We start from the raw sequence: 22,340 nt of genomic DNA, 5'->3' as shown, positions 1-22,340 counted from the left end.
GAACGCTCCTAGGTGTGATGAGATTTGGCTGATTCCAAGGCCGACGCGAGCGTCGATTGATAGAATTCGTGAGTGGCCGTGACTCCGTGACGATCGGCTAGATCGACTAACATCTTGAGCGCCGCGACGCGGACCCTCGGCGGGGTCGGGACGCTTCGCCGTAACGAAGCGAGTCGGAACCAATGCATCGCTTCGATGTCACTCCCCAGCGCCAGGTGGCACTTGCCGGTCCAGTAGGCTGCCGTCGAGCTGTGCGTTTCGTTCTCGTGTAAGGGTTCGATCGCCTCGATTGCTTCGGCGGGTCGCTCGAGATCGTAGAGTGCTTCTCCAAGCACCAGGCGGAGATGCTGTAACGTATCGTCCCGCTCCAGCCGCGCCCGACAGACTTTCACGCGGCAATTTGCCCAATCGGTCGTGCAGCGTTCCAGGTCTTGATCAAAGGCTGCGTTTTTCGCCTTCGACGACATCTCACGGACTTCCGTCAGCTGCTGGATCGAACGTGCCAGTTGGGCCTCTTCGTACTCCCACAGCAGATCGCGGTCATCGGAAAATACTTCACATGCCTGCTTGAGGAGTTTGGTCGCCTGCATCGGGCGCCCCTCCTCGCGATAGATTGACGCCAACTCAAAGTAGGCGTCGCGATCGGTGCGAGCGTCTTTGAGGCGGTGTTCCAGGGATTGCCTCCGATTCGGGCTCCCCGTTGTCTTGTGAGGTGCCGATTTCTCGGGCGAATCTCCGGTGGGATGGTGCGAAGCGGACATCAGACCAACGATGGCAAACTGGTTTAGAGCTGAGCGGAACCCTCCCACTATAACTCATATCTATGGCCGCGAGGGCGGGCGCTTGTCCGGTCCTGGGCGGGCTGCCGCTGATCGGATTCGAATCTCGACAGCGCCGCGGGACAGTGTTGCCTGAGTACACCTCAGGCCACGATTCGTTCTGTTTGTACCGGCCATGTCTTGCCGGCACTATTCCGCGCGCCACCAACCGCTTTGTGGATTGAAATGGCGCAGTGACTGAGCGAGAATGGGGACGCTCATTCGGGCTCTTCGATGCCCCCTCTTGCTCTGGTTTGTCGCCAACCCAACACCCCCTGGAGTCCATTCTCATGTCAGCACCGATGCAGGTCAAATGCTCCCAATGCGGCACCGTCTTGCGGTTCACGCCCACGGGGCAAGTCTCGATGCTGAAATGCCCGAAGTGCCAACAGCAGATGCGGATCAAGACACCCGGGGCAGCCAGTGGCAGTCCAGCGGCACCTCGCCAGTCGTCTGGGGCCTCTGGGGGGGCGCCTGCTGCGGCCTCTGCCCAGCGGTCAGCCGCCGCCCGGCCGGCATCATCGCGGCCACCATCATCGCGACCCGCCGCGAGCCAGCCCGCCCTAGCCGCTGCGGCCGACATCCCGTCGCCGGACCTCGATTGGGACGACATCGCGGCGCCTCCCCCTCCCGGTCCAGGCGCAGGGTTTGGCTCGCCGTCGAGCAATCGGTCTGGACCATCAGCTCCCTACGCAGCCCAGTCCACGAAGCGGAAACGCAAATTATCGTCCGGTGGCGCGATGAAGCCTATTCTGATCGGTTGCGGAGCATTGGCGGGATTGGGGGTGCTCAGCGGCGTCGCAATCGTTGCCGTCATTTTCTATCTCGGGGCGACTGCCGAATCGAAAACTACCATCACGCTGGCCGGTTACTCGGTCGATGCGCCCGGCAAAATAGCCGATCGCTCTAGCAAAGCTTCCGTCAAGAGTGTCGGTGTTCTCCATCGCCGGACCAACAGCGAGTTTGCTATCTCAACGAAACCGGTCGCTATCCAAGGGCAAGATTTTGAGCTGGATCAGCTCATTGCGATGATGAAGCGGCAGGGGGCGATCGTCGGCCAGACCCGCCCTGTCTCGCGAGCGGGACTCGATGGGCTGCATCTGAGCCTCAGGCAACTCAACGGTCTGGAATCGGAGGCTGAACTCTACAAGATCAGCGATCAGGAAATCATGCTCCTAACCTACGTCTCGGGAAACGTTAAGCATGACGCGGGATTGGGCAAGCTCGATCGTGATCCGGAGAAAACAAAAGAGCTCGATGAACCCGACGCTTTTTTCGCTTCGTTACGCAAAGGTTAGGCGAGAACTAGGCGTTGCGGCCTTTCCGGCGACGCTCGTTTTCCTTCAACGCGATTTTCCGCAACCGGATCGACAATGGCGTGACCTCGACGAGTTCGTCATCTTCGATGTATTCCAGCGCGGCTTCGAGCGACATATCGCGTGGTGGCTTGAGGATCACGTTCTCGTCACTGCCGCTGGCCCGCATATTCGTCAGTTTCTTCTCGCGTGATGGGTTGACGACCATATCACCTTCGCGTGCATTCTCGCCGACGATCATGCCCTCGTAGACTTCGATGCCCGCGGGGACCAACAGTTCGCTGCGATCCTGGAGGGCGAAGAGAGCAAACGGCATGGTCTTGCCGCCGGTCATCGAGATCAAGACGCCATTGGCTCGGCGGGGCACATCACCTTCGACGACCCGGTAACTTTCGAATCGGTGGTGGATGATGGCCGTACCGCGAGTCGCGTTGAGCAGTTTCGTGCGAAGTCCAATCAGACCACGCGAGGGCACGTTGAATTTCAACAGGCTGTAATCGCCCCGTTGCTTCATCTCTTCGAGTTGGCCGCGTCGATGGCCGACCAGTTCCATCACGGGGCCCATCGCATCGGTGGGCACTTCGACTCGGAGTGTTTCGAATGGTTCGTGCTTCTTGCCGTCAATTTCTTTGAAAACGACGCGCGGTTTGCCGACGCTCAGTTCAAACCCTTCTCGCCTCATCGTTTCGATCAGGACGGCGAGGTGCAGCACGCCGCGTCCGGCGACCGCATAGGCTTCGGTGCCCTCGATCATGCTGACCCGCAGCGCGACGTTGCGCTCGAGTTCTTTTTCGAGCCGATTCTTGATCTGTCGCGTGGTCACGTATTTGCCTTCACGACCGGCCATCGGCGAAGAGTTGACGCTGAAAACCATCTCCAGAGTCGGCTCGTCGACTTTCAGTCGCGGCAGGGGGTTGTTGGCATCGATGGCCGTCAGGGTGTCGCCGATTTCAACAGCGTCGAGCCCTTCGATGGCCACGATGTCGCCCGCCGATGCGGAGTCAGCGGCGACCCGTCCTAGATTGTCAAACAAGTAGAGCGCCGAGGGTTTGACGCGGCGTTTGGTCGGTTGACCGTCGGCACCGAGGCAGTGCAGGTCAAACGATTGTCCGGCTGAAATTGTGCCCGCGTTGATGCGTCCCACGGCGATCCGGCCGACATACTCACTCCAGTCGAGTGTGGTGACCATCATTTGGAAATCAGAGTCCGCATCGATCGTCGGGCCCGGGATGTGATCGACAAACAGGTCGAGCAACGGCAGCATGTTGTCGGTGCGAACCTCGTGGTCGGTGGTGGCAAACCCTTCTTTGGCGCTGGTGAAGACGTACCCCACGTCGTCCAACTGTTCTTCGCCACCGAGTTCAGCGAGCAGTTCCAAAGCCTCGTCAAGCGCCTCGTGGGGGCGACCATCGGGACGATCGACTTTGTTGACCACCACGATGGGCTTGCAGCCCGCTTGCAGGGCCTTTTCAAGCACGAAGCGGGTTTGTGGCATCGGACCTTCGGCCGCGTCGACGAGCACCACGCAACCGTCGGCCATCTTGACGACCCGTTCGACTTCGCCGCCGAAGTCCGCGTGACCCGGCGTATCGATGAGATTGATTTTCACTCCCCGATAAGGAATCGCGATGTTCTTCGCTAGAATCGTGATCCCACGTTCTTTCTCGAGATCGTTCGAATCGAGAATGCGTTCGCCCTGTAGTTCTGTGTCACGGTACTGACCACTTTGGCGTAGCAGGCAATCCACGAGCGTGGTTTTGCCATGGTCGACGTGGGCGATGATTACCACATTGCGAATGTCTTCACGGGTGGTAGAAGCGCCGGGGGAGGTGGCGTGATTCAAAGTAGCTGGGGCAGACAAGGGAGGAGCTTTCGATCAGGACTGAGTTCGGGCGGGGGCATTCACATGCGATGCACTCGCTAGTTCTAATAGCCCTGTGGAAGTATCACTAGGCGAAATCGCGGCAAGGTTGCCTATCGCCTCCGTAGCTGTTGATAATGAGGCATGTTTCCACGAGTGGCACTTGTTGGATGCCGATACATCATCGCGACGCCCGCAGATCTCTGCAGCGAGTTGCCTGCGGCGATCGGCTCACTCGGAGGGAGCGGCGACCGAGAGCAGCAGTGTCGGGGCCTTCGCAGCGTCGGCCTCTTTGCTAATGAATCGGACCGCTGTGCCTTCCAAATTGCCGCCCGAGATGACAAAGCTAACCGAATTGCCTGTGGCTTTTCGAATGAACTCGGCGAGTTCGGGAGAACTGAAAAAGACGACTTGCGCGTTCGCATACTCGGGGCCTTCACTGCTCCACTGAGCCAGCAAGGGCAACGAATCGAGCCCCTCTCGTGAGATCGAATTCTCCCACAGGATGGCTCGATTGCCATCCTCCTCCCGCCATCGATCGGCCCCTTTGGCGTCGAAACCATAGAGGTTCAGTGTCGTGTCGTGCAGCTTTTCATGTCCTGGGATCGACAGAACCATACCCAGTCGAGCTTGTTGGACGTCCGCATGGGAAACCCCTGCCGCCTGCAGGTCAAAGCGTAGGTGCACATGCTGTTTGTCCTCGCCATCGCCTTTGCGTTTCTGGACGAGCAGAATGGGTTTGGTTCCCAGCGAACTTTCATAGTCCTCTCGCACCGTGGAGTCGGCACCGATGCCTGCAGTCGTGTTGACTTTGACTCGCTCGGTCGGGTCGGGTTGCTCGGCGGGTTCTTGCTCCACCGCCGCCACGTCAGGCTCGGTCAACGGTTCGGGAGTGGTCTCAACGGGCATTTCAACATCGGTTGATTCCGTTGCGATCGACGCGTTGGGCTGAGTCGGTGCCGGCGTGTCAGGGGCTGACGGCTCACGCGGGGCCCGCGTCCGGTTCTCGTTCGAGCTGCGGGGCTCGCTCTTCGCGGGGGTCGACCGAGACGATGACGGCGCGGCTTTTTCGGTTGGCGTTGGAGGTGTGGGAGCGGGCGTTGGACGTGGGGCCGGTGAGGACTCCGCGTTCCCGAGGTCCTCAGCCGGGGGGACGACGGAGACTGTGTTTTCCGGTTGGCCGGGCAAGATGAACCATAGCAGTCCCAGCACGAGTAGCAGCGTCACCAGGATCCCTGCCCCCATCCACACCACGGGGCTGAGGGGTTGGGATTCCGGGGCCGGCGAACCCTTGGTTTTCGAGCCGGCAGGGGCAGGCCTGGCGGCGGCAGCTGGCTGGTGCTTGCCGGATGGATGCGTGCCGGTGGGCGGAGAGGCTGCTGGCCGATTCGCCGCTGCACCGCTGCCTGGTTTGGGAGTGGGTGAACTGGGAAAGGCTGCCGGTGCGGTCGCGGGGACCGCTAAGTCGTCAAACGCCGCCATGTCGAACGATTCGGTTTTCGCGTCGTCTTGTTTGTCGACGACCTCCTTCAGGCTGAGCTGAAGTTTACTCAACGAAACGGCGGTCTCCGACTTCGCTTCGCATTCCCGGGCAACGACGTCGAGCTGTGCTTCCAAGGCGGCAGCGTTGGCTGGCCGATCACGAGGCTCCTTGGCGAGCAGTTGGTGGATCAGGTCAGCGAGCGGCTGTGGGATGTCAGGGTTGAGCTCGCGCAGCGGCGTCGGGGAGCCCGTCAGCAAAGCCACCAACTGTTGAGGAATCGCGGGTTGGGACGTCGGTAGCTTGCCCGTGCACATTTCGTACAACACCACCCCGAGACTGTACAAGTCGCTGCGATCATCGAGAGGGTCACTGCGTGCCTGCTCGGGCGTGAGGTATCCCGGTGTGCCGCAAACGGACCCCACCCCCGACGCATCGGCATCAGGGGACGTGGCCAGAGCCAAGCCGAAATCGAGGATTTTAATTCGTTCGGTACCTTCCTCCACCCAGATGTTGGCGGGCTTGATATCGCGGTGCACAATCCCTTTCGCGTGAGCCGCTCCCAGCCCGCGTGCGATCTGGCGTGCGTAGTCAATTACCCGGTCGTATTGCCGGTGCTCTTTTTTCTTGTTGATTGCCTCGAGCGTTTCGCCGCGGAGCATCTCCATCGCCATGAAAGGGGTTCCCCCATGCGTGCCGACTTCAAAGATCACGACGACGTTGTCGTGGTGCACCGCGGCCATCGCCCGGGCCTCTTGGAGAAAGCGATCACGGCTATTGGGGGTCGAGGCGACTTTCTTATTCATCACCTTCAAAGCCACAGGCCGCTCGAGCACCGTGTCGATCGCCCGAAACACGTACCCCATCCCGCCGCGCCCGAGTTCGCCGAGAATTCGATACGAACCGAGCATCCCCAAGTCACCGTCTTGGGTGGGTGCGTCGAGAAAATCGTAGTTGGTCGCTGTCTTTGGCATAGCACTAGGATACTGCAGAATCAGGCAGAAGTGTGCGGTTTCCCTCAGATTCTCACATCGGCCCGAGGGCGTCGATCACCACCGCATCTCTCATTTAGAATCACTCGATTGGATGTGATTTTCCGTTTGCCCTGACCGCTGCAGCCCGGGCTCATGCGGTTCGGTAGACCTCAGCGGATTGCGCGCTCGGAGAGGCAGCGGTGATCCCGCTGCCCAAGTCGGTTCGAGAAACTTGCCTCAGTCTCGCGTGGTAGCCGTGCAGCAGGGCGGTGTGGACGAGCAGTCCGAGACGGTGGATTGATCCCGCTGCCGCTTCGGCCAATCGTGAGGTCGCCGCAACGGTGAACGCCGGACGCGTTCCGCCGGCATGACGCATCGCCGCTGAGACGCACTGATTAAGGTCGTGGTTGTTTGTTCGCGATAGATGGTGGGCCGGTATCGATTGGGTGGCGTCGGAAACGAGTCTGACGTGATCGACGGATTTGCGGACGACCATCACCACCGACACGTTGGACAGGCTGGGGGCATGATTCTCATACCACTTCGAAAACGCGACGGCGCGCTGGAAACCGGCCCCCATTTGGTTGGTGGCGGTATCGATGAACCAGATCGACCGCACTGGGCTGGGCCCCTGATACGCCTCGGCGGTGCGGCGAAGCTTTCCAACAAGGTCATCGATCGATTGATCGCCCCACTGCGCCTTGGCAGTCGCGATCGCGGTGTCGCCGAGACCGGACGTCGTGGTGAGCTGTCGGAGCAGGGTCGTCGTGCCAGCGCCTGCGGATGCGGTCAGCATGCCCAAGCGAGCCGGCTGGCTGACGAGACGCTGGACCCACGCCCAGGCCCCCACATGGGCAGCACTGTGGTAATAGAACTCGGTTGGCCGGGGCGGCTCGGCGAGTGATTGTGGCTGCGCAAATGGAGAGGCGAGCAGCCCCCAGTAATGCAACACCGGGGGCGACAGGATGGCTGTTTCCTCAACCGGATAACTGCTGAATTCATCCCCGAGCAGCTCGCCGGACAGAAATATCCGACGTCGGGGGCCGGCCGCATGGTGGCGTCGGGGATCTCGTGAACTCTGCTTGGTTCTCAATGCCGGGTACCTCGTTGACGCGTCAATTGATGGAATCTCAGCAACCTCCCGCCAATTCGGTGAGGCGGGGACACACTTGCCTGTGCGACTCCAATCGACCGAAGCCGCCATCGCACTGCGAGACAAACCCTGCCGACGTCACAGTCTTCGCGATAGGATCTACCGGCAGGGTTTCACTGCAGCGTCCCCAGGACGACGTCATGTCGCAGCGCGTGTTGTGCCGATAACGCCTCTTTGGATGGTTCCAATCTTCGATCGACTGGCAAAGATCTTGTTAGCCTAAGCTCGCCGACGAGACGATTGGCACTGCCGCTCCATTTGTCCTCATGATGATTCGTCTTCGATATCACTCGTCTATCATGTCACTCGGAATTTCATCTCTCCCATGACCCGGCGATATTACGTTCCCGACTTGTTAACGCAGCACCCCCACGTCCGCCTGCCCGACGATGAGGCCGCTCATGCAGTGAAGGTGATGCGACTGCGCGCGGGTGACTCAGTGGAACTCTTCGATGGTCGTGGTAGCCAGGCCAACGCCGAGGTCACCAACGTGGGGCGGCGCGAATGTGAATGCCTGAGCGAACAACCACAGCATGTGGATCGGGAAGCGGGCCGGCGTCTCGTCCTGGCGATCGCGATACCCAAACCCGATCGAGCGAAGGAGATGGTCGAGCGACTGACCGAACTCGGTGTCCACGAAATTGTTCCACTGACGTTCGCAAGGACCCAGCGACCTCCAAGTGATTCCTTGATCGGAAAGTTGGAACGAATCGTGGTCGAAGCCTGTAAGCAATCCAACCGCAACCAATTGATGACGATCGCACCGGTGATGTCGTTGGATCAATGGATCGGCCAGACGGCCCCCGGGCAGAGCGATTCGCCGATTCACTTGGTCGCCATGCCAGGCGGAGGTCCGCTGCGAGACGCGGCGCAGCAGGCCAACCCAGCTGTGTGCTGCGTGATCGGTCCGGAAGGGGGACTGACCGAGGACGAGCTCGCCCGCTGTGTCGAGGCAGGCATGCGGCCGGTCGATCTCGGCACTCGAATTCTAAGGATTGAAACTGCCGCCTGTGTCGTCGCGGCGCGGGTGCTCGATGATTGAAGCAGCCTCTCCGCGTTCGGGCGTGTCCGGTCCCCGCAGCAAATAACGCGGAAACGAAATTCGAGTCGATGAGAACGGTCGCGTGCTAGGAGCAAGAGATGACGAACAGAGAAATAGATCAAAAGGCAGCGATCATGATCGTGATCGAACATTTGGGCGACATCCCACCGGGTACCAAGTGTTCTGCAGTCTTTTTCGATACCGAGAGGGTTCGACGGGAACAGGAATTTCACGCCAAGTTGTACAGCCAGAACGGCGTGCATGACCCAGAGATCCGTCGAGCGATGGTCGCCGCCAACGTTCCAAGTGAACCCTATTGGTTGGTCTCGCTAAAGCCCGGCGAGGCTGCACTTGGTGGTGAAACTCATTTCCACCGGGTGGACGACCGCACCGGAAAGGTGCTCGCCGAGCCGTCGTAGACCGCGGATGAGCCATTTTTCAGGACCACCGAGTCGCGCCTGGAACGAACTGCCTGTGAGCTTTAGACTGCAGCGATTGACCCGCACTGATTCGATGACTCCAACCCCTCTGTTTTGATATGTCCGTGTCGACCACAACTCCTGCCGTGCCTGCCCGCAGTCAAGCCGCTTTTGAGCGGGCATTGCGATTGATGCCAGGAGGCGTGAATTCACCCGCTCGAGCATTCGGTGCCGTGGGCGGCACGCCGTTGTTTATCGAGCGGGCCGAAGGCCCTTATTTGTTCGACATCGATGGCAATCGCTACATCGACTACGTCGGCTCCTGGGGCCCGATGATTCTCGGTCATGCCCAAGCCGAGGTGCTCGACGCGATCACGAGGGCGGCCCAGCGTGGGACGAGCTACGGGGCGCCGACGGAAGCCGAATCCGAGCTCGCCGAACAGATCATCCAAGCCGTGCCGAGCATCGAGAAGGTGCGGTTGGTCAACAGTGGCACCGAAGCCACGATGAGCGCGATCCGGGTGGCACGCGGTGCAACCGGCCGGAACAAGGTGATCAAGTTCGCTGGGAACTACCACGGCCACGTCGACTCGCTGTTGGTGGCAGCGGGCAGCGCCGCGGCGACGCTCGGTGCACCGGATTCGCCCGGCGTCACGCCAGGTGCAGCGGGGGATACTCTCGTGCTCTCATACAACGACGTCGCTCAATTGGAGAACGCGTTCTCTGCCGAGGGGGATCAGATCGCTGCCGTGATCCTGGAACCCGTCGTCGGAAACATGGGATGCGTGGTTCCCTCCCAAGAGTTTCTTAGTGCTCTGCGTGACCTGACGACGCGGCATGGCACAGTGTTGATTTTTGACGAAGTCATGAGCGGGTTTCGCGTTGCGCCGGGCGGAGCTCAGGAGCTTTTCGGGGTCACCCCCGATATGACCACGCTGGGTAAAATCGTGGGCGGTGGGATGCCTCTGGGCGCCTATGGAGGGCGGGCAGAGATCATGGACAACGTTTTGCCAGCGGGCAAGGTGTACCAAGCCGGGACGCTGAGCGGAAACCCGGTCGCCGTCGCCGCAGGCTCCGCGACCCTGAAGATTCTCAAAGAGAACCCTCCCTACGATCAACTCGAACAGATGGGCGCACGACTTGCCGCAGGACTCGATGCGGCCGCGACCGCCGCCGGCATCCCCCATACGATCACACGTGTGGGCAGCATGATGACGCTGTTTTTCAATCCAGACCCCGTCACTTGCTGGGACGATGCCGACCGCTGCGATCGCGAAGCCTTCGGCCGCTTCTTCTGGGGCATGATCCAAAAAGGTGTCTACCTGCCCTGCAGCCAATTCGAAGCCTTGTTCTTCAGCCGCCTGCACGACGAAGCCATCATCGACGAAACCGTGGAAGCCGCCAAAGACGTACTGGCTAGCTGTTAGTTCTTAGCTGCTAGCTTTTTGCTCAAGAACTCGCCTGTTAGCGAGTCGGGGCAGGCAGCGATGTCGCTGGGCGGTCCGGCGGCGATGATGCGGCCGCCGCCTTCGCCGCCGCGCGGGCCGAGGTCGACGAGCCAATCGCAGGCGGCCAGTAGGTCGGTGTGGTGCTCGATCACGACGACCGTGTTGCCCGCCTCGACGAGTCGGTCCAGGACAGTGAGCAGACGCTGCACGTCGCTGAAGTGCAGCCCCGTGGTTGGTTCGTCGAGCAGATATAGTGTGCTGCCGGTGCCAGGGCGTGCCAGTTCGGTGGCCAGCTTGATCCGTTGCGCTTCGCCACCGCTCAGTGTTGTGCTCGATTGTCCGAGGGTGACGTAACCCAAGCCGACATCAAAGAGTGACGAGAGCAGCGTTTTGACTTTCGGCACATTCTCAAAGAACTCCAACGCCGCTTCGACGGTCATGTTCAAGACATCCGCGATCGTCGCTCCCTTGAAACGCACCTGCAGCGTCTGACGATTGAAGCGTTTGCCGCCACACCGAGAGCACTCGATCAAAAGATCGCTGAGAAAGTTCATCTCGATGCGTTCGAATCCGTTTCCTTTGCAGAGATCACATCTGCCCGCGGGCGAGTTGAAGCTGAAACGTGAGGCAGAGAACCCGAGGGTTTTGGCCGCTCGCGTGCTGGCAAAAACATTCCGGATGGGATCGAGTACGCCCGCGTAGGTCGCTGGACAAGACCGCGACGTCCGCCCGATCGGCGATTGGTCGATCGGAATTAATTTGTCGATCTTCTCAGCACCGATCAATCGCGAATGCTTGCCCGGTGGCTTGGCCACGAGGCCGAGTTTGGCTGCCAGGGCGGGGTACAACGTGTCGACGATGAGCGAACTCTTGCCGCTGCCCGACACGCCACTGACGCCGATCAAATTGCCCAGCGGCAGTTTCAGTGTGACGTTGTCGAGATTGTGCAGACTCGCCCCACGCAGCGTCAGCCAAGACTTGGTGGACGGACGGGGCTGTTGGTTGTTCTTTTCCGACGGGCGGAGCCGTCGGTCGACTATCGCTTCTTCCGGCGGGTGGGGCTGTTGGTTGTCCACTTCCGACGGGCGGAACCGTCGGTCGACTATGGATTCTTCCGGCGGGTGGGGCTGTTGGTTGTCCACTTCCGACGGGCGGAGCCGTCGGTCGACTATGGCTTCTTCCGGCGGGTGGGGCTGTTGGTTGTTTTTTTCCGACGGGCGGAGCCGTCGGGCGACTATGGGTTCTTTGCCTGCGAGGTATCTGCCGGTGGGACTCGCGGGGTCGTTGGCGACCTCGTCGGGGGTTCCCTGGCTGACGATGTATCCGCCATGGACGCCGGCGCCGGGGCCGATGTCGATGAGATAGTCGGCCGCCCGCATCGTGTCTTCGTCATGTTCGACGATCACAATCGTATTGCCTTGATCCTTGAGCTCGCCGATCGCGTCGAGCAACCGGTCGTGATCGGCGGGGTGCAGTCCAATGGATGGTTCATCGAGGACGTAGCAGACACTGACCAGACCGCTGCCGATGCAACTCGCCAGACGGATTCGTTGGAGTTCGCCGCCGCTGAGTGTGTCCGCCGATCGGTCGAGGGTGAGGTAGTCCACTCCGACCCGGCAAAGAAACTCGATGCGGCGAACGACCTCGTCTTGAATCGGTGCGGCGACCCGCTGATGCAGTTCCGATAGCGACTCAGTGATCGATTTCATCCAATCCTGAGTCTGCAGTAGCGGCATCGAAACCACGTGGGGCAGCGACTCTCCGGCGATGGAGACCGCGAGCGCTTCGGGCCGTAAACGCCCACCCAAGCATGTTGGACAGGTGATCGTGAGTTGGGGATCTGTTTTCTTTGAAGACTTTCGAGCGGCCGGTTTTTGTTTGCCCGCTGAGCGTTTACTTGCTGTCCGATTGTCCGCTGACGACTGCTCGACGACGCCCAATCCATCGCAAGTAGGACAGGCCCCGTAGGGACTGTTAAAACTGAACGTGCGCGGTTCGAGTTCTTCCATACTCGCACCGCACTGAACACAGGCCATCGTGGTGCTGAATAACTCCGAGTGGGAATCGCCATCGGGTGTCTCGACGAGCGCCGCACAGAGACCACCGGACAGCCGGATCGCCAAGCGTGTGGATTCATCGAGGCGCGCTTCGATGCCTGCTTTGACAACGATGCGATCGACCACGGCTTCAATCGTGTGGTTCTTGCGAACGGCGAGTGGTGGGACGTCTTCGAGGAGAAAGACTTCGCCATCGACGCGCGCTCGGACTAAGCCGTGAGCGGCAATTTTCTCCAGCACATCGGTGTGTCTTCCCTTGCGACCTCGAACCATGGGACTCATCAGAGTGAGTTTCGTGCGTGGTGGGTATGCGCCAAGAGATTCGATGATTGCATCAGGGGTCTGCGTACTGACTGCACTGCCGCACTCGGTGCAATGCGGTATCCCCACCCGTGCGAAGAGCAGTCGCAGGTAGTCGTAGATTTCAGTGACCGTCGCCACGGTGCTGCGCGCTGACTGCGAACCGCTCTTTTGATCGATCGACAGCGTGGGGGCGAGGCCCTCGATCAGGTCGACGTCGGGGCGCGGGATCGCGTCGAGATACTGCCGGGCGTAGGTGGAGAGCGTGTCGATGTATTGCCGCTGTCCTTCGGCAAAGAGCGTGTCAAACGCGAGTGAACTCTTGCCACTGCCCGAGACACCCGTGATCACGGTGAGCTGATTGCGAGGGATATCGACGCTCACGTTCTTTAAGTTATGAACGCGAGCTCCGTGAATGCGTATCGGTGCGGTCAACGTAGAATCTGCAGCAGGGTCACGCACATCGTGAATCCATTGAGAGTGAAATGCACCACAATCGAGGGAACCAGCGATCCGGTTTGGCGGTACAAATACCCGAGGCCCAGCGATAAGAAGAACAAGGGGATCGGGGCGAGTCCCTGGCCCCAGTGCATGACGGCAAAGATCACGCTCGTTACCAAAATGGGCCACACCGCTGTCGGCGTCCAGTCGCTACGGGTGTCCTGATCTCGCTCGAGCTCACGGGCGGTCAAATGGTTCTGCGCAACTGACTCATTTTGGGCCAAGTCTCGGGGTGACGCGTAGGGATCGTCGGTAGCCAACGCATTGGGATGATCGACGACATCGTTCGACGCGTCAGGAGAAAACTCCGTGTCGCTCGACGAGCGGCTGGCGGTGAGGCGGTTCCACTGCCTCTGCGAGTCGACCGCCATGTCGGCGAGTCGTTGCAAGCCGCCTTGCAAGAGACCGCGGAACCAGAACTCCTCTACCAATGGCGTGATGATTGCGGTTGTGAAGAACAAGGCTGCAAATACCGTCAGATCTGGAGCCGAATCCGGTCCCGCTGGCTTGAGCGCCTCGAGCACCGGGTGCGTGTATTTTTGCAAGATCGAGACCAATCCCATCAGTAGCATGGTCGGCGGCAAGATCAACCACGCGGCACGGAAACCGAGCGATAGGTCACCTCGACGGGGCACTAAGCCGATGCGTGGCCGTTCGTGGGCGACGGTCGGGTCGATCCCGCTCGATGGGGTCGGCAGGGACGGGCGGAAAGTCTGCGCTAGCAACAACGTGACGATCGTGGCCGCTAGCATTCCAGCTGAACTGATAAAGAGATGCGGGACCGATATCTCCTGAGCCGGTGGCGAGGTCGGCGCGGTCGCCGGCGGATTCTCGGCGTCGGTCAGTGGGTCGATCGTTACCGGGCTGACGGGATCGGGGATGACTTCGTCGGGAGTGATCGCATCGGGCAGGGCTGTCTCGGCGACAACCTCGGCTTCAGCCGATGCGGTGGGTTTGGGGATCCATCCGGCATCGCTGGCCCAGCGGTTGAGCATCATGCTGGCGATGATCAGCACCCCGAAGAAGAACAGAAAGAGGGCGGGGTTCCAGTAGGGTCGAGCGCGCGGGCGGGCGGGAACCAAGGCTCGCTCACCGAACAATCGGGCGCCGTGACGCAGGAGTGTCGCCCATTTGATCAGCGATGTCACGAAGGCCGTCAGAATCAACAGCGAGACCAGCGACAGGACCAGTTCGAGAGAGCTGAGCGGGGCCGCATCGGTCGTGGCGGTGACGTTGGCCTTGGGCGCAGGGACAGCGGTTTCAGCTTGCATCGAGCTCTTCTCGATCAACGGGCGTTTGCGGATCCGTCTGCATCACGCGCCCGGCGATCAGGGTGTACTCGGCACCGGAGTAGACGGTTATCAAAATGGCGCCCCAGAGCAGCACTTGGGTTGTCAGGGGCAACCAATTTGGTGTGGGGTCAAGGGCCAAGCTCAGCATCGCGGCGACCACGGCGGCGCACTGCACGACCATCTTCCACTTGCCCAACCAGCGGGCTGAGAAATCGCCCCCGGCGCCCTCGATGATTCCTCGCAAACTCGTCACCAGCAACTCACGGGCGACGACGATGGTGGCCATCCAGGGTTTGACGGGACTGCCGGGGACGCCGACGAGTGCAATGAAAGTCCCGCAGATAATGATCTTGTCCACGAATGGATCAAAGATTCGTCCGAGCTTCGTGACCTGTCCGTACTTCCGCGCCCAATAACCGTCCATCCAGTCAGTGGAGACCGCGACTAGAAAGACGACCAATGCGGCCCAGAATTCCTCGAGGGGGATGAGCGCCACAACGGCGATCGCCAACGCAAACCGCACCGCGGTCAGCGCATTGGGCACGTTGTAGATCGATGGATTCGCCATAGCTGGGATCACTGAGTGGGGAATGGAGAAATGATTTCCAACGGTCGGTGGGGCTTAACTTATCCCACACAGGGGCTCCCGCCAATCAGTCCGGTGTATCGAGATATGGATCCTGGCCCATTTCGCGCTGCATTTTCTTGCGGTCCTTCTCACCGTGCATCATCACCATGCGGTCACGAAAGTGCTTGCGTTCCACCTTTCGCTGAGCTCGTGTGAAGGTCGTGGCCAGACGATCGGCGCTGCCGGTGTTGGCGGCACCACGCGATTTCAGTTTATCGGATCGGCCCACGCCGAAACCCCCTTTGAGGATATCGTCGTCGAGCGAGAGGTATTGACGATAGGAACCCCGGTCTCCTTGGCGGCCACAGCGTCCAATCAATTGGCGGTCAATCCGGGCAGCATCGTGCAGTTCGGTGCAGATCACATGCATCCCGCCGAGACTCTCGACTTCGTCGGCGAGTTTGATGTCGGTTCCCCGGCCCGCCATGTTGGTCGCTACGGTGACGCGTCCAATGCCCCCGGCAGCGGCGACGATTTCAGCTTCCCGCTCCACGTTGTTCGCATTGAGCACCTCGTGTTCAATCCCCAGTTCGTCGAGCAGTTTCGACAGCAGCACACTTTTGTCGATCGACCGCGTCCCGATCAACACCGGTCGCCCCGACGCATGGATGTCGGCAACCTCTCGGGCGATCGCCTCGAACTTGGAATCCAAGGTGCCAAACACCCGCGGCGGTAACTGCTTGCGTTGCGGCGGGCGGTTGGTGGGAACTCGCACCACCGGTGTGCGGTAGATCCGCCGCATTTCGCTGGCGCTGGTCGCGGCCGTCCCCGTCATCCCAGCCAGGTGAGGGTAGCGAAGAAAGAGATCTTGGACCGTGATCCGTGCCGCTTGTCCGGTCGGCACACTGATCTCCAATCCCTCTTTGGACTCAATGGCCTGGTGGATACCGTCACGCCATTTCCGACCCTCGGCCAGTCGCCCGGTGAACTCGTCAACGATCACGATTTCGTCCACGTTCGGATCCTTCTCGCTCGGCCGGATCACGTACTGACGGTTGAGTAGGAACTCCCGATGGACCTTCACCGATCGCTCGATGTATTCGTAAAGATCGACCAGACCCATGGTGCGAACCAAGTCGTTCTTGGGCAAGGATCGCACGCGACTGCGCCCTCGAGCGGTAAGCTCATACTTCTTGGTGTCGTCGTCGATTTCAAAGTGCTCGTCGATCTCAAAACTGGGGGCATTTTCCGACGCCCAGCGATAGGTCTCGACGACTTGGTCGCGAACGTTGTCTTCGATGCTCCCGATGATCAGTGGGGTCCGGGCTTCATCGATCAGAATACTGTCAGCTTCATCGACGAGGCAAAAATGCATGCCTCTCATCACGACTTGGTCGCCCGAATCGGAGAACCCACCGTCGCCGCCGCCAAGCATTTCGGTTTGGATGCGGTTTTGGGCGCGCAGCAGCAAGCGGTCACGGAGAAAGTCAAAACCAAACTCCTTTGCCGTCCCGTAAGTGATCGCCGCGCCGTAGCTCTTCCGCCGACTGCCCTGGTCGTCTTCGGTTTGGATGATCCCGACGCTCACGCCGAGCATCTCAAAGAGCGGCATCATCCACTCGGCATCCCGCTTGGCGAGATAGTCGTTGACCGTGGCGAGGTGGGCACCTTTGCCGACGAGTGAATGCAGATACAGCGGCAGCGTCGCGGTCAGGGTTTTCCCTTCCCCGGTTTGCATCTCGGTGATGTGCCCTTCGTAGAGTCCGATCCCGCCGACGATCTGAACGTCGTAGTGCCGCATCGACAGAGCCCGTCGTCCGGCTTCGCGACACAACGCATAGCCCTCGGGCAATAGTGTGCCGAGTTTTTCGCCCGCCATCGCCCGGTACCGCAGCGCCAGGGAACGCTTGCGGATGTCGGCGTCGGATTCCTCTCGCAGGATCGGCTCGAATGCGTTGACGCGAGCGAGTTGCCGCCGCCAACGCACCATCCGCGGGCGCAAATTCCGGGCCGACAAGAACGAGGTCGCCCGCGCACTCGGGTCCCCCGAACGACGCTCATTGGCGACGTCAGGCGCAGCCGGACTCGATGACGCCTGAGCAGCCGCATCGGGACTCAAGGCGTCTGGACCGTTGTCGGCCGCAGCGGCCAGCTCGGCCGCAGCCGCCAAGTCGGGCGGTCCGGTCGCCGCCGGAGAGTCCACCGCTGGCTCCTGGGGGGGGGCTGAGGGCGCAGCCGGATCTGGATTCTCAGAAGATTCAGAACGGGAGGCAGTGGAATCGGACATGAACTTTGGGGAGACAGCGGGAATACAGCAGAAAAATTTAGCAGAATTCGGCGGCAACTGATCGGACGGGCGCTCGTTTTACGCACAAACCGACGGCTTCGACGAGGTGCAATCGCTGCGAAAGGCCATTTTAGCCCGATTCCTGGTGGGATAGGCAAGATGATCTACCGGCGGGTGTGAAAATGGGTGGTTTGCGTTTTCTTTTCCTACCGCTCCGTTCGCTCTGAATAGTCCGGTGGATATGGTCGATTTCATTATGCAGATCAATCCCGTGTTCCCGGACTACACGAGAATCCTAATGAAGAAAAATATGAATACTAAATGGAAGATGTTGACGTTGGCAGCGATGCTGTCGGCTGGTACGACCGCGGCAACTGCTGCTGACAATGGCTACATCAGCGAGTATGGCGAAGACGCCTACTTCGCTGAGACTTCCGAATACATCGGTGGCCTGTACGAAGACGGCGCCAACGGCAATGCCGCGGGCACCGTCAGCGAGAGTGACTACGTCGACGAAGCCGATTCGGCTTTGAACACTGTCGAGCCGGTAGCCTTCGTAGGCGACTCACAGCCGAGCTATGAACACGAAGTCTACCCTCAACACGAGGGATATCCGCAAGACTTCGGCAGCGGTGTTGTGATGGATACCGGGTCTTACGCATACGCGTCGGGCCAAGGCGGCTGCAGCGATGGTTCGTGTGGGCCGACCTACGCGGAGTCTTGCCGACCTGCTCGCAGCATGGCCTGCGAGACCGGCCACTGGCTCACGCTCGAAGCGTTGCTGTGGTTCCCCCAGGTGCGTTCCTCGGTGCCTCTGGTCAGCACCTCGGCCGCGGGCACTCTGCCTGAACTCGACCAGGGCGCGTCGGTTGCCTATGGCGGCAATGACGCGTTCGGAGGGAACCTCCAAGCGGGGTTCCGAGTCGACGGCGGTTTCATGCTCAGCGATGATTTTGGTGTGGGCGGACGCTTTTGGATGCTCGGCCAAGACAGTGACAGCTTCTCCCAGGGGGGCGATGGCACGAATGGTTCGATTGGCATCCCGTTCTACGATACCGATCTCAGTACCGGAGCGGAGAATGCGATTCGCATCGCTTATGCCGACGGCATCGGCGCTGGCGACAGTGACTTCACCGGCAGTGTCTCGGCGAAATCCTCGTTCTCAGTCTATGCGGCAGAAGCCTATGGACGTCTCCGATTGCTTGGTGGTAACGGCTACCGCAGCGACTTCATCGGCGGTTTCTCGCACTTCAACATCGAAGACGATCTGTCCTTGAGCGCCACGACGACGCAAGTGGAAGTGGGGCCGGGGCAAGGCAACCGGTTCAGCTACTTTGATAGCTACACCGCCAGCAACGAGTTCTATGGCGGCCAAATCGGTTTCTTGACGACCGTCGGTCGTGGTGCTTGGACGCTCTCAGCGTTGACCAAGGTTCACTTGGGTAACATGGACCAAACCCTGACCAACGCGAGTTCACGCACCCTGCCAGCTCCCGCCGGCGTCCAAGAGGGAGGCATTTTCAGCCCCTCCGATCAGGCGTCCATCAGCCGAGATAGCTTCACGTTCGCTCCCGAAGCCAACCTCAAGCTCGCTTACCGGGTTCGTGAGAACATTCGCTTCTCGGTCGGCTACACGTTCCTGATGTGGAATGACGTGCTGATGGCTGGCGACAACTTGAATCGTAGCATCAACTCCAGCTACCTGGTGGGTGATGGTGCCGGTGTCGTCCAGCCGCCACAACGCCCAGCGTTCCAAGGGCTAGAGACCGATTCGCTGTTCGTCCACGGCGTCGACTTGGGCTGCGTCATCCAGTTCTAGAGCGAGCCGAACCCAAACCCGTGTGAGAAGGTTTTGCCGGGTGAAATCCGGCTCAAAAAAGTCCGGAACACCGAGACGGTTTTCGCTCGGCTCTCGACAATCGAATGGATACTTCGTCAAGCGTGGTGGGTACAGACCCACCACGCTTTTTTTAGTAGTTGCCACAACTGCATTGGCAGTTGCCACAACGGCGACGAATTTGTTAGCAACGCCTCATGCCGTTTTTCGAAATCCACCGAATACTCGCAGGAGATCGACGATGCCCCCACTGAGAAAAACCCACACCGGCACGTTCGTGTCGCCGTCGGCCCACATGCTCCCATCATTGAAAATGTCCTTATCGCTGCGAGTACTCCTCGTCGGTGCCAGCTTCGCGGCCAGTTTCCTGCTGGTGGACACCGCGTCCGCCCAAATCACGGTCGCCCGCAGTATGGCGGGTAGCGAATCGCCCGTCGCGACGCTCGAGGAGCAGTTGATCAATCGGTTGCATGCGACCACCACCGTTCAGGCAGACTATCTACGCCACGTCGCCAAACTTGTCGACCAAAAGAAGCTCGAGGCCCGCTTGGTCATCGCGATTGAGAAGTATGCACTGCATCGCAACCCCCGCTACGCGTTCCCCTACTTCGAACGCGCCCTTCGCTATGAAGCCGCTAAGCGGGGAGTCGCCTTGCCCTCCATGCGTCATTATCAATCCACATCCGACCCAAGAGGGTAGTTGCTTCCCTCGTTTGGGGTGGGCGGGGCCCGTTTCTTCCGATTGGTTCCGTGTGGTTTCTTGACACCACCGACTCGGTGACTAGTTTATCTACACTGAATCACTCCAAGGAACATAAGTATATGCGCCCCATCGTTCGCCTCGCCGCTCCTCTGCTCGTCTTCCTGCTGAGTTCGAGCCAACTGCACGCGGCTTTGTTTAATCAGTTCACCATGGTTTCACTGGGTGACTACAACAGCAATATCGAGATTGAAGGTTCAGGATTTGTCGGAGGAAACACGACAGGATCCGTGATTGTGGGAACGAATTCCGATTCGTTCATCCAAGCCGGTGATGTGTCGCTGGCAGTGGTCGGGGACATTCAGTCTGGCGCGACTGACAACAGCGTCGGTAATTTCGTGATCAACGACACCACCAATGTCTCCGGCGCTCTTCAAAATGGGCCCGGCGGCAGCACGATCACCAACGCCGGTATCGAACAAACGCTTGCGACATTGACTCGTGAGCTGAACTCGACATCACAGTCGCTCGCAGGAATGACAGCCAACAGCAGCGCATCGTTCACGGCGGGGCCTCCCGGTCCAGTTATTTTCGATGTTTTTTCAATTTCGACAGCTCCCGATGGGATTGCAGTTTTCGAGATTCCAGCCGGTGCACGAGTTGACCAGATCCAAAGTATTCAGTTCAACAACGCCGCTGCCGCCAGCGCCATTGTGATCAATGTCGCCGACACGACGGTCGACTTCACTGCCAATGTTGTGGGGAGTGAACTGAACGACGAAGCTTTCAAGGCGAAGACGATTTGGAACTACTACAACGCCACCGATGTCAGGCTCGCCACGTCGGTGCCAGGTGCCACGCTCGCCCCGTTGGCTGACGTCGATGTCGCGGCCTCAACCGAGGGTGCGGTTTTCGCAGCCACAGTTACCCAGTCAGGTGGTGAGATCCACGGACCGAACTTTGACCCCAACATCACTCCGACTGCAGTTCCTGAGCCTTCTTCCACCCTCCTGTTGGGCTTGGCAATTTCGGGTTTTTGTGGCGTCAGCTACCGTCGTCGTCGCAAACAGCGGAGCTAAGCTCCCCGGAGCGACCTTCCGGCCTCGATGAAAACGGCCGGCCGCTTGGCAGGTATCTCGGGTCGAAACGATGAGCCACCCCATCCGTCAGCGCATTCCCATCGCTGGCAACGCGTATCTGGTGGAAACGACGGACGATGGCAGCCGTACGCTCGTTCGCCGCGATGACGATTTATCGTTTCACAGTGGATGTGGGGCAGCCTCAGAATGCGATCACGTTTACCTGCGAAACGGTGGCTTCGACGGTCCCCCACCGTTTTGGCCGCGGTCGGTGCTCGAAGTCGGTTTCGGGACCGGTCTCGCGATGCTGCGGACGCTCGACCGAGTGATTTCAGCGAGCCGTCCACTGCACTATCTGGCCCTGGAAAATTCCGCCCTGCCCGTCGAGGTTCTGCGGCACCTGGAGCTTGGGCAAGGCCTAGTGAACACTGGCCTTGCTGATCAGTTCCTGCATCGCTGGGCAGCCTCGGCCGATCGCCTGCCGCCAGAGCCAGGGCCGAAGCAAGCTCGGTCGTTGCATTGGCATGTGGATGCGGAGCGGCGCGTGGAGGTTGTCTGGACCGACGCTAGAGAATGGCTGGCCACCGCCGCTGGAGATGCCTTCGACACCGTCTATTTCGACCCCTTCGACCCTGCATCCAACCCAGACCTTTGGTCCGAAACTGTCTTTGGCGATGTGATTCGCTGTCTGCGGTCGGGCGGTCGGTTGGTCACCTACTGCGTCAAGGGAGACGTCCGTCGACGCATGGCCGCGGTCGGCTTCGAGGTCCAGCGGGTAGCAGGACCCGCCGATGGCAAACGAGAGGTGTTGATTGCGATCAAGCGTCGATCTGATGCCTCGCTCGACGCGGGGGCGTAGTGAACGATGGCGGGCTATTGATTCACTACAAGTTCCCTACGCCGAAGGCGTTGAAGTAAATAGCCGGTGGTTTGAGCGCAAGCGAACACCACCGGATACGTCGCGAGACGCAAGAACCAACCCCGAATGGGGTTGAAGAACGTTCATGAGAGAATCTGCGACCCACTTCGGGGTCGACGTTCCACGGCCAACGAACCACCGTAGGTGGCGCTGCGCTGACCGCATAGGCATCAAGTTAAGGATTGATCTATAAAAAAAGCGGAAAACCGTTCATAAAGTGACTTGAATTACAACCTCGTCACCTCGGAGAACGGAGTTTCCGCATGGACAGAGTAACAGCGCTGGCCGA

16 protein-coding genes are annotated in these 22,340 nt (G+C 60.0%); 8 read left to right on the top strand and 8 right to left on the bottom strand.

The genetic code is table 11. The features are described from left to right. Nucleotides 1-8 precede the first annotated feature (8 nt). Nucleotides 9-761 carry a tetratricopeptide repeat protein gene (locus tag CA85_RS20930; protein WP_146393316.1) on the bottom strand — a complete coding sequence of 251 codons (753 nt, stop codon included), beginning with the start codon at nt 759-761 and terminating at the stop codon, nt 9-11. A 347-nt stretch (nt 762-1,108) separates the two neighbouring features. Between CA85_RS20930 and CA85_RS20925 the strand changes: the two genes are divergently transcribed. After that, nucleotides 1,109-2,116 (top strand): zinc ribbon domain-containing protein, encoded by a 1,008-nt coding sequence (locus tag CA85_RS20925; protein ID WP_146393315.1) that lies wholly within the window; start codon nt 1,109-1,111, stop codon nt 2,114-2,116. Between the two features lie 7 nt (nt 2,117-2,123). On the opposite strand, the gene typA is transcribed toward CA85_RS20925, so the two are convergent. The 3 genes from typA to CA85_RS20910 all read right to left on the bottom strand — a co-directional run bounded on the left by typA (nt 2,124) and on the right by CA85_RS20910 (nt 7,653). Further along, nucleotides 2,124-3,995: a translational GTPase TypA gene (typA, locus tag CA85_RS20920; RefSeq protein ID WP_246113035.1), complete on the bottom strand. Its 1,872-nt coding sequence runs from the start codon at nt 3,993-3,995 to the stop codon at nt 2,124-2,126. A 231-nt stretch (nt 3,996-4,226) separates the two neighbouring features. Next, nucleotides 4,227-6,449, bottom strand: coding sequence for a serine/threonine-protein kinase (locus CA85_RS20915; protein WP_146393314.1), 2,223 nt, complete (start codon nt 6,447-6,449; stop codon nt 4,227-4,229). A 151-nt stretch (nt 6,450-6,600) separates the two neighbouring features. After that, nucleotides 6,601-7,653 carry a hypothetical protein gene (locus CA85_RS20910; RefSeq protein WP_222435493.1) on the bottom strand — a complete coding sequence of 351 codons (1,053 nt, stop codon included), beginning with the start codon at nt 7,651-7,653 and terminating at the stop codon, nt 6,601-6,603. 274 nt (nt 7,654-7,927) lie between these two features. On the opposite strand from CA85_RS20910, the gene CA85_RS20905 reads away from it, so the two are divergent. From CA85_RS20905 to hemL, 3 genes are all read left to right on the top strand, one after another. Beyond that, nucleotides 7,928-8,644: an RsmE family RNA methyltransferase gene (locus CA85_RS20905; RefSeq protein ID WP_146393312.1), complete on the top strand. Its 717-nt coding sequence runs from the start codon at nt 7,928-7,930 to the stop codon at nt 8,642-8,644. A gap of 98 nt (nt 8,645-8,742) precedes the next feature. Next, nucleotides 8,743-9,063: a hypothetical protein gene (locus tag CA85_RS20900; RefSeq protein ID WP_146393311.1), complete on the top strand. Its 321-nt coding sequence runs from the start codon at nt 8,743-8,745 to the stop codon at nt 9,061-9,063. Between the two features lie 125 nt (nt 9,064-9,188). Continuing rightward, entirely contained in the window at nt 9,189-10,490 is a 1,302-nt protein-coding gene (hemL, locus tag CA85_RS20895; protein ID WP_261344724.1) for a glutamate-1-semialdehyde 2,1-aminomutase, read from the top strand. On the opposite strand, the gene uvrA is transcribed toward hemL, so the two are convergent. From uvrA to CA85_RS20870, 4 genes are all read right to left on the bottom strand, one after another. Then, nucleotides 10,487-13,330: an ABC-ATPase UvrA gene (gene uvrA, locus CA85_RS25855; protein WP_246113034.1), complete on the bottom strand. Its 2,844-nt coding sequence runs from the start codon at nt 13,328-13,330 to the stop codon at nt 10,487-10,489. The genes hemL and uvrA overlap by 4 nt on opposite strands. Beyond that, entirely contained in the window at nt 13,300-14,640 is a 1,341-nt protein-coding gene (locus tag CA85_RS20880; protein ID WP_146393309.1) for a CPBP family intramembrane glutamic endopeptidase, read from the bottom strand. Before CA85_RS20880 ends, uvrA begins: the two co-directional genes overlap by 31 nt. Then, complete coding sequence (gene pgsA, locus CA85_RS20875; RefSeq protein ID WP_146393308.1) at nt 14,630-15,229, bottom strand: CDP-diacylglycerol--glycerol-3-phosphate 3-phosphatidyltransferase; 600 nt, start codon at nt 15,227-15,229, stop codon at nt 14,630-14,632. The genes CA85_RS20880 and pgsA overlap by 11 nt, the downstream gene beginning before the upstream one ends. Before the next feature lie 85 nt (nt 15,230-15,314). Further along, entirely contained in the window at nt 15,315-17,348 is a 2,034-nt protein-coding gene (locus CA85_RS20870; protein ID WP_391564923.1) for a preprotein translocase subunit SecA, read from the bottom strand. A 478-nt stretch (nt 17,349-17,826) separates the two neighbouring features. Here CA85_RS20870 and CA85_RS20865 point away from each other — a divergent pair, with 478 nt between their 5' ends. The 4 genes from CA85_RS20865 (at nt 17,827) to mnmD (ending at nt 21,991) form a co-directional block, all read left to right on the top strand. Next, on the top strand, nt 17,827-19,335 hold the full coding sequence (locus CA85_RS20865) for a BBP7 family outer membrane beta-barrel protein (RefSeq protein ID WP_246113033.1): 1,509 nt from the start codon (nt 17,827-17,829) through the stop codon (nt 19,333-19,335). 259 nt (nt 19,336-19,594) lie between these two features. Then, nucleotides 19,595-20,053, top strand: a complete 459-nt coding sequence (locus tag CA85_RS20860) for a hypothetical protein (protein ID WP_146393305.1) — start codon at nt 19,595-19,597, stop codon at nt 20,051-20,053. Nucleotides 20,054-20,175: 122 nt separating this feature from the next. Continuing rightward, nucleotides 20,176-21,132, top strand: a complete 957-nt coding sequence (locus CA85_RS20855) for a choice-of-anchor A family protein (protein ID WP_186775098.1) — start codon at nt 20,176-20,178, stop codon at nt 21,130-21,132. A gap of 70 nt (nt 21,133-21,202) precedes the next feature. Next, nucleotides 21,203-21,991 carry a tRNA (5-methylaminomethyl-2-thiouridine)(34)-methyltransferase MnmD gene (mnmD, locus tag CA85_RS20850; protein WP_146393303.1) on the top strand — a complete coding sequence of 263 codons (789 nt, stop codon included), beginning with the start codon at nt 21,203-21,205 and terminating at the stop codon, nt 21,989-21,991. The last annotated feature ends 349 nt before the right edge of the window (nt 21,992-22,340 follow it).

The sequence above is a fragment of the Allorhodopirellula solitaria genome, from assembly GCF_007859855.1.
Classification (GTDB): domain Bacteria; phylum Planctomycetota; class Planctomycetia; order Pirellulales; family Pirellulaceae; genus Rhodopirellula; species Rhodopirellula solitaria.
Note: the sequence above shows the minus strand (reverse complement) of the source record. Positions and strands in the feature narration are given on the sequence as shown.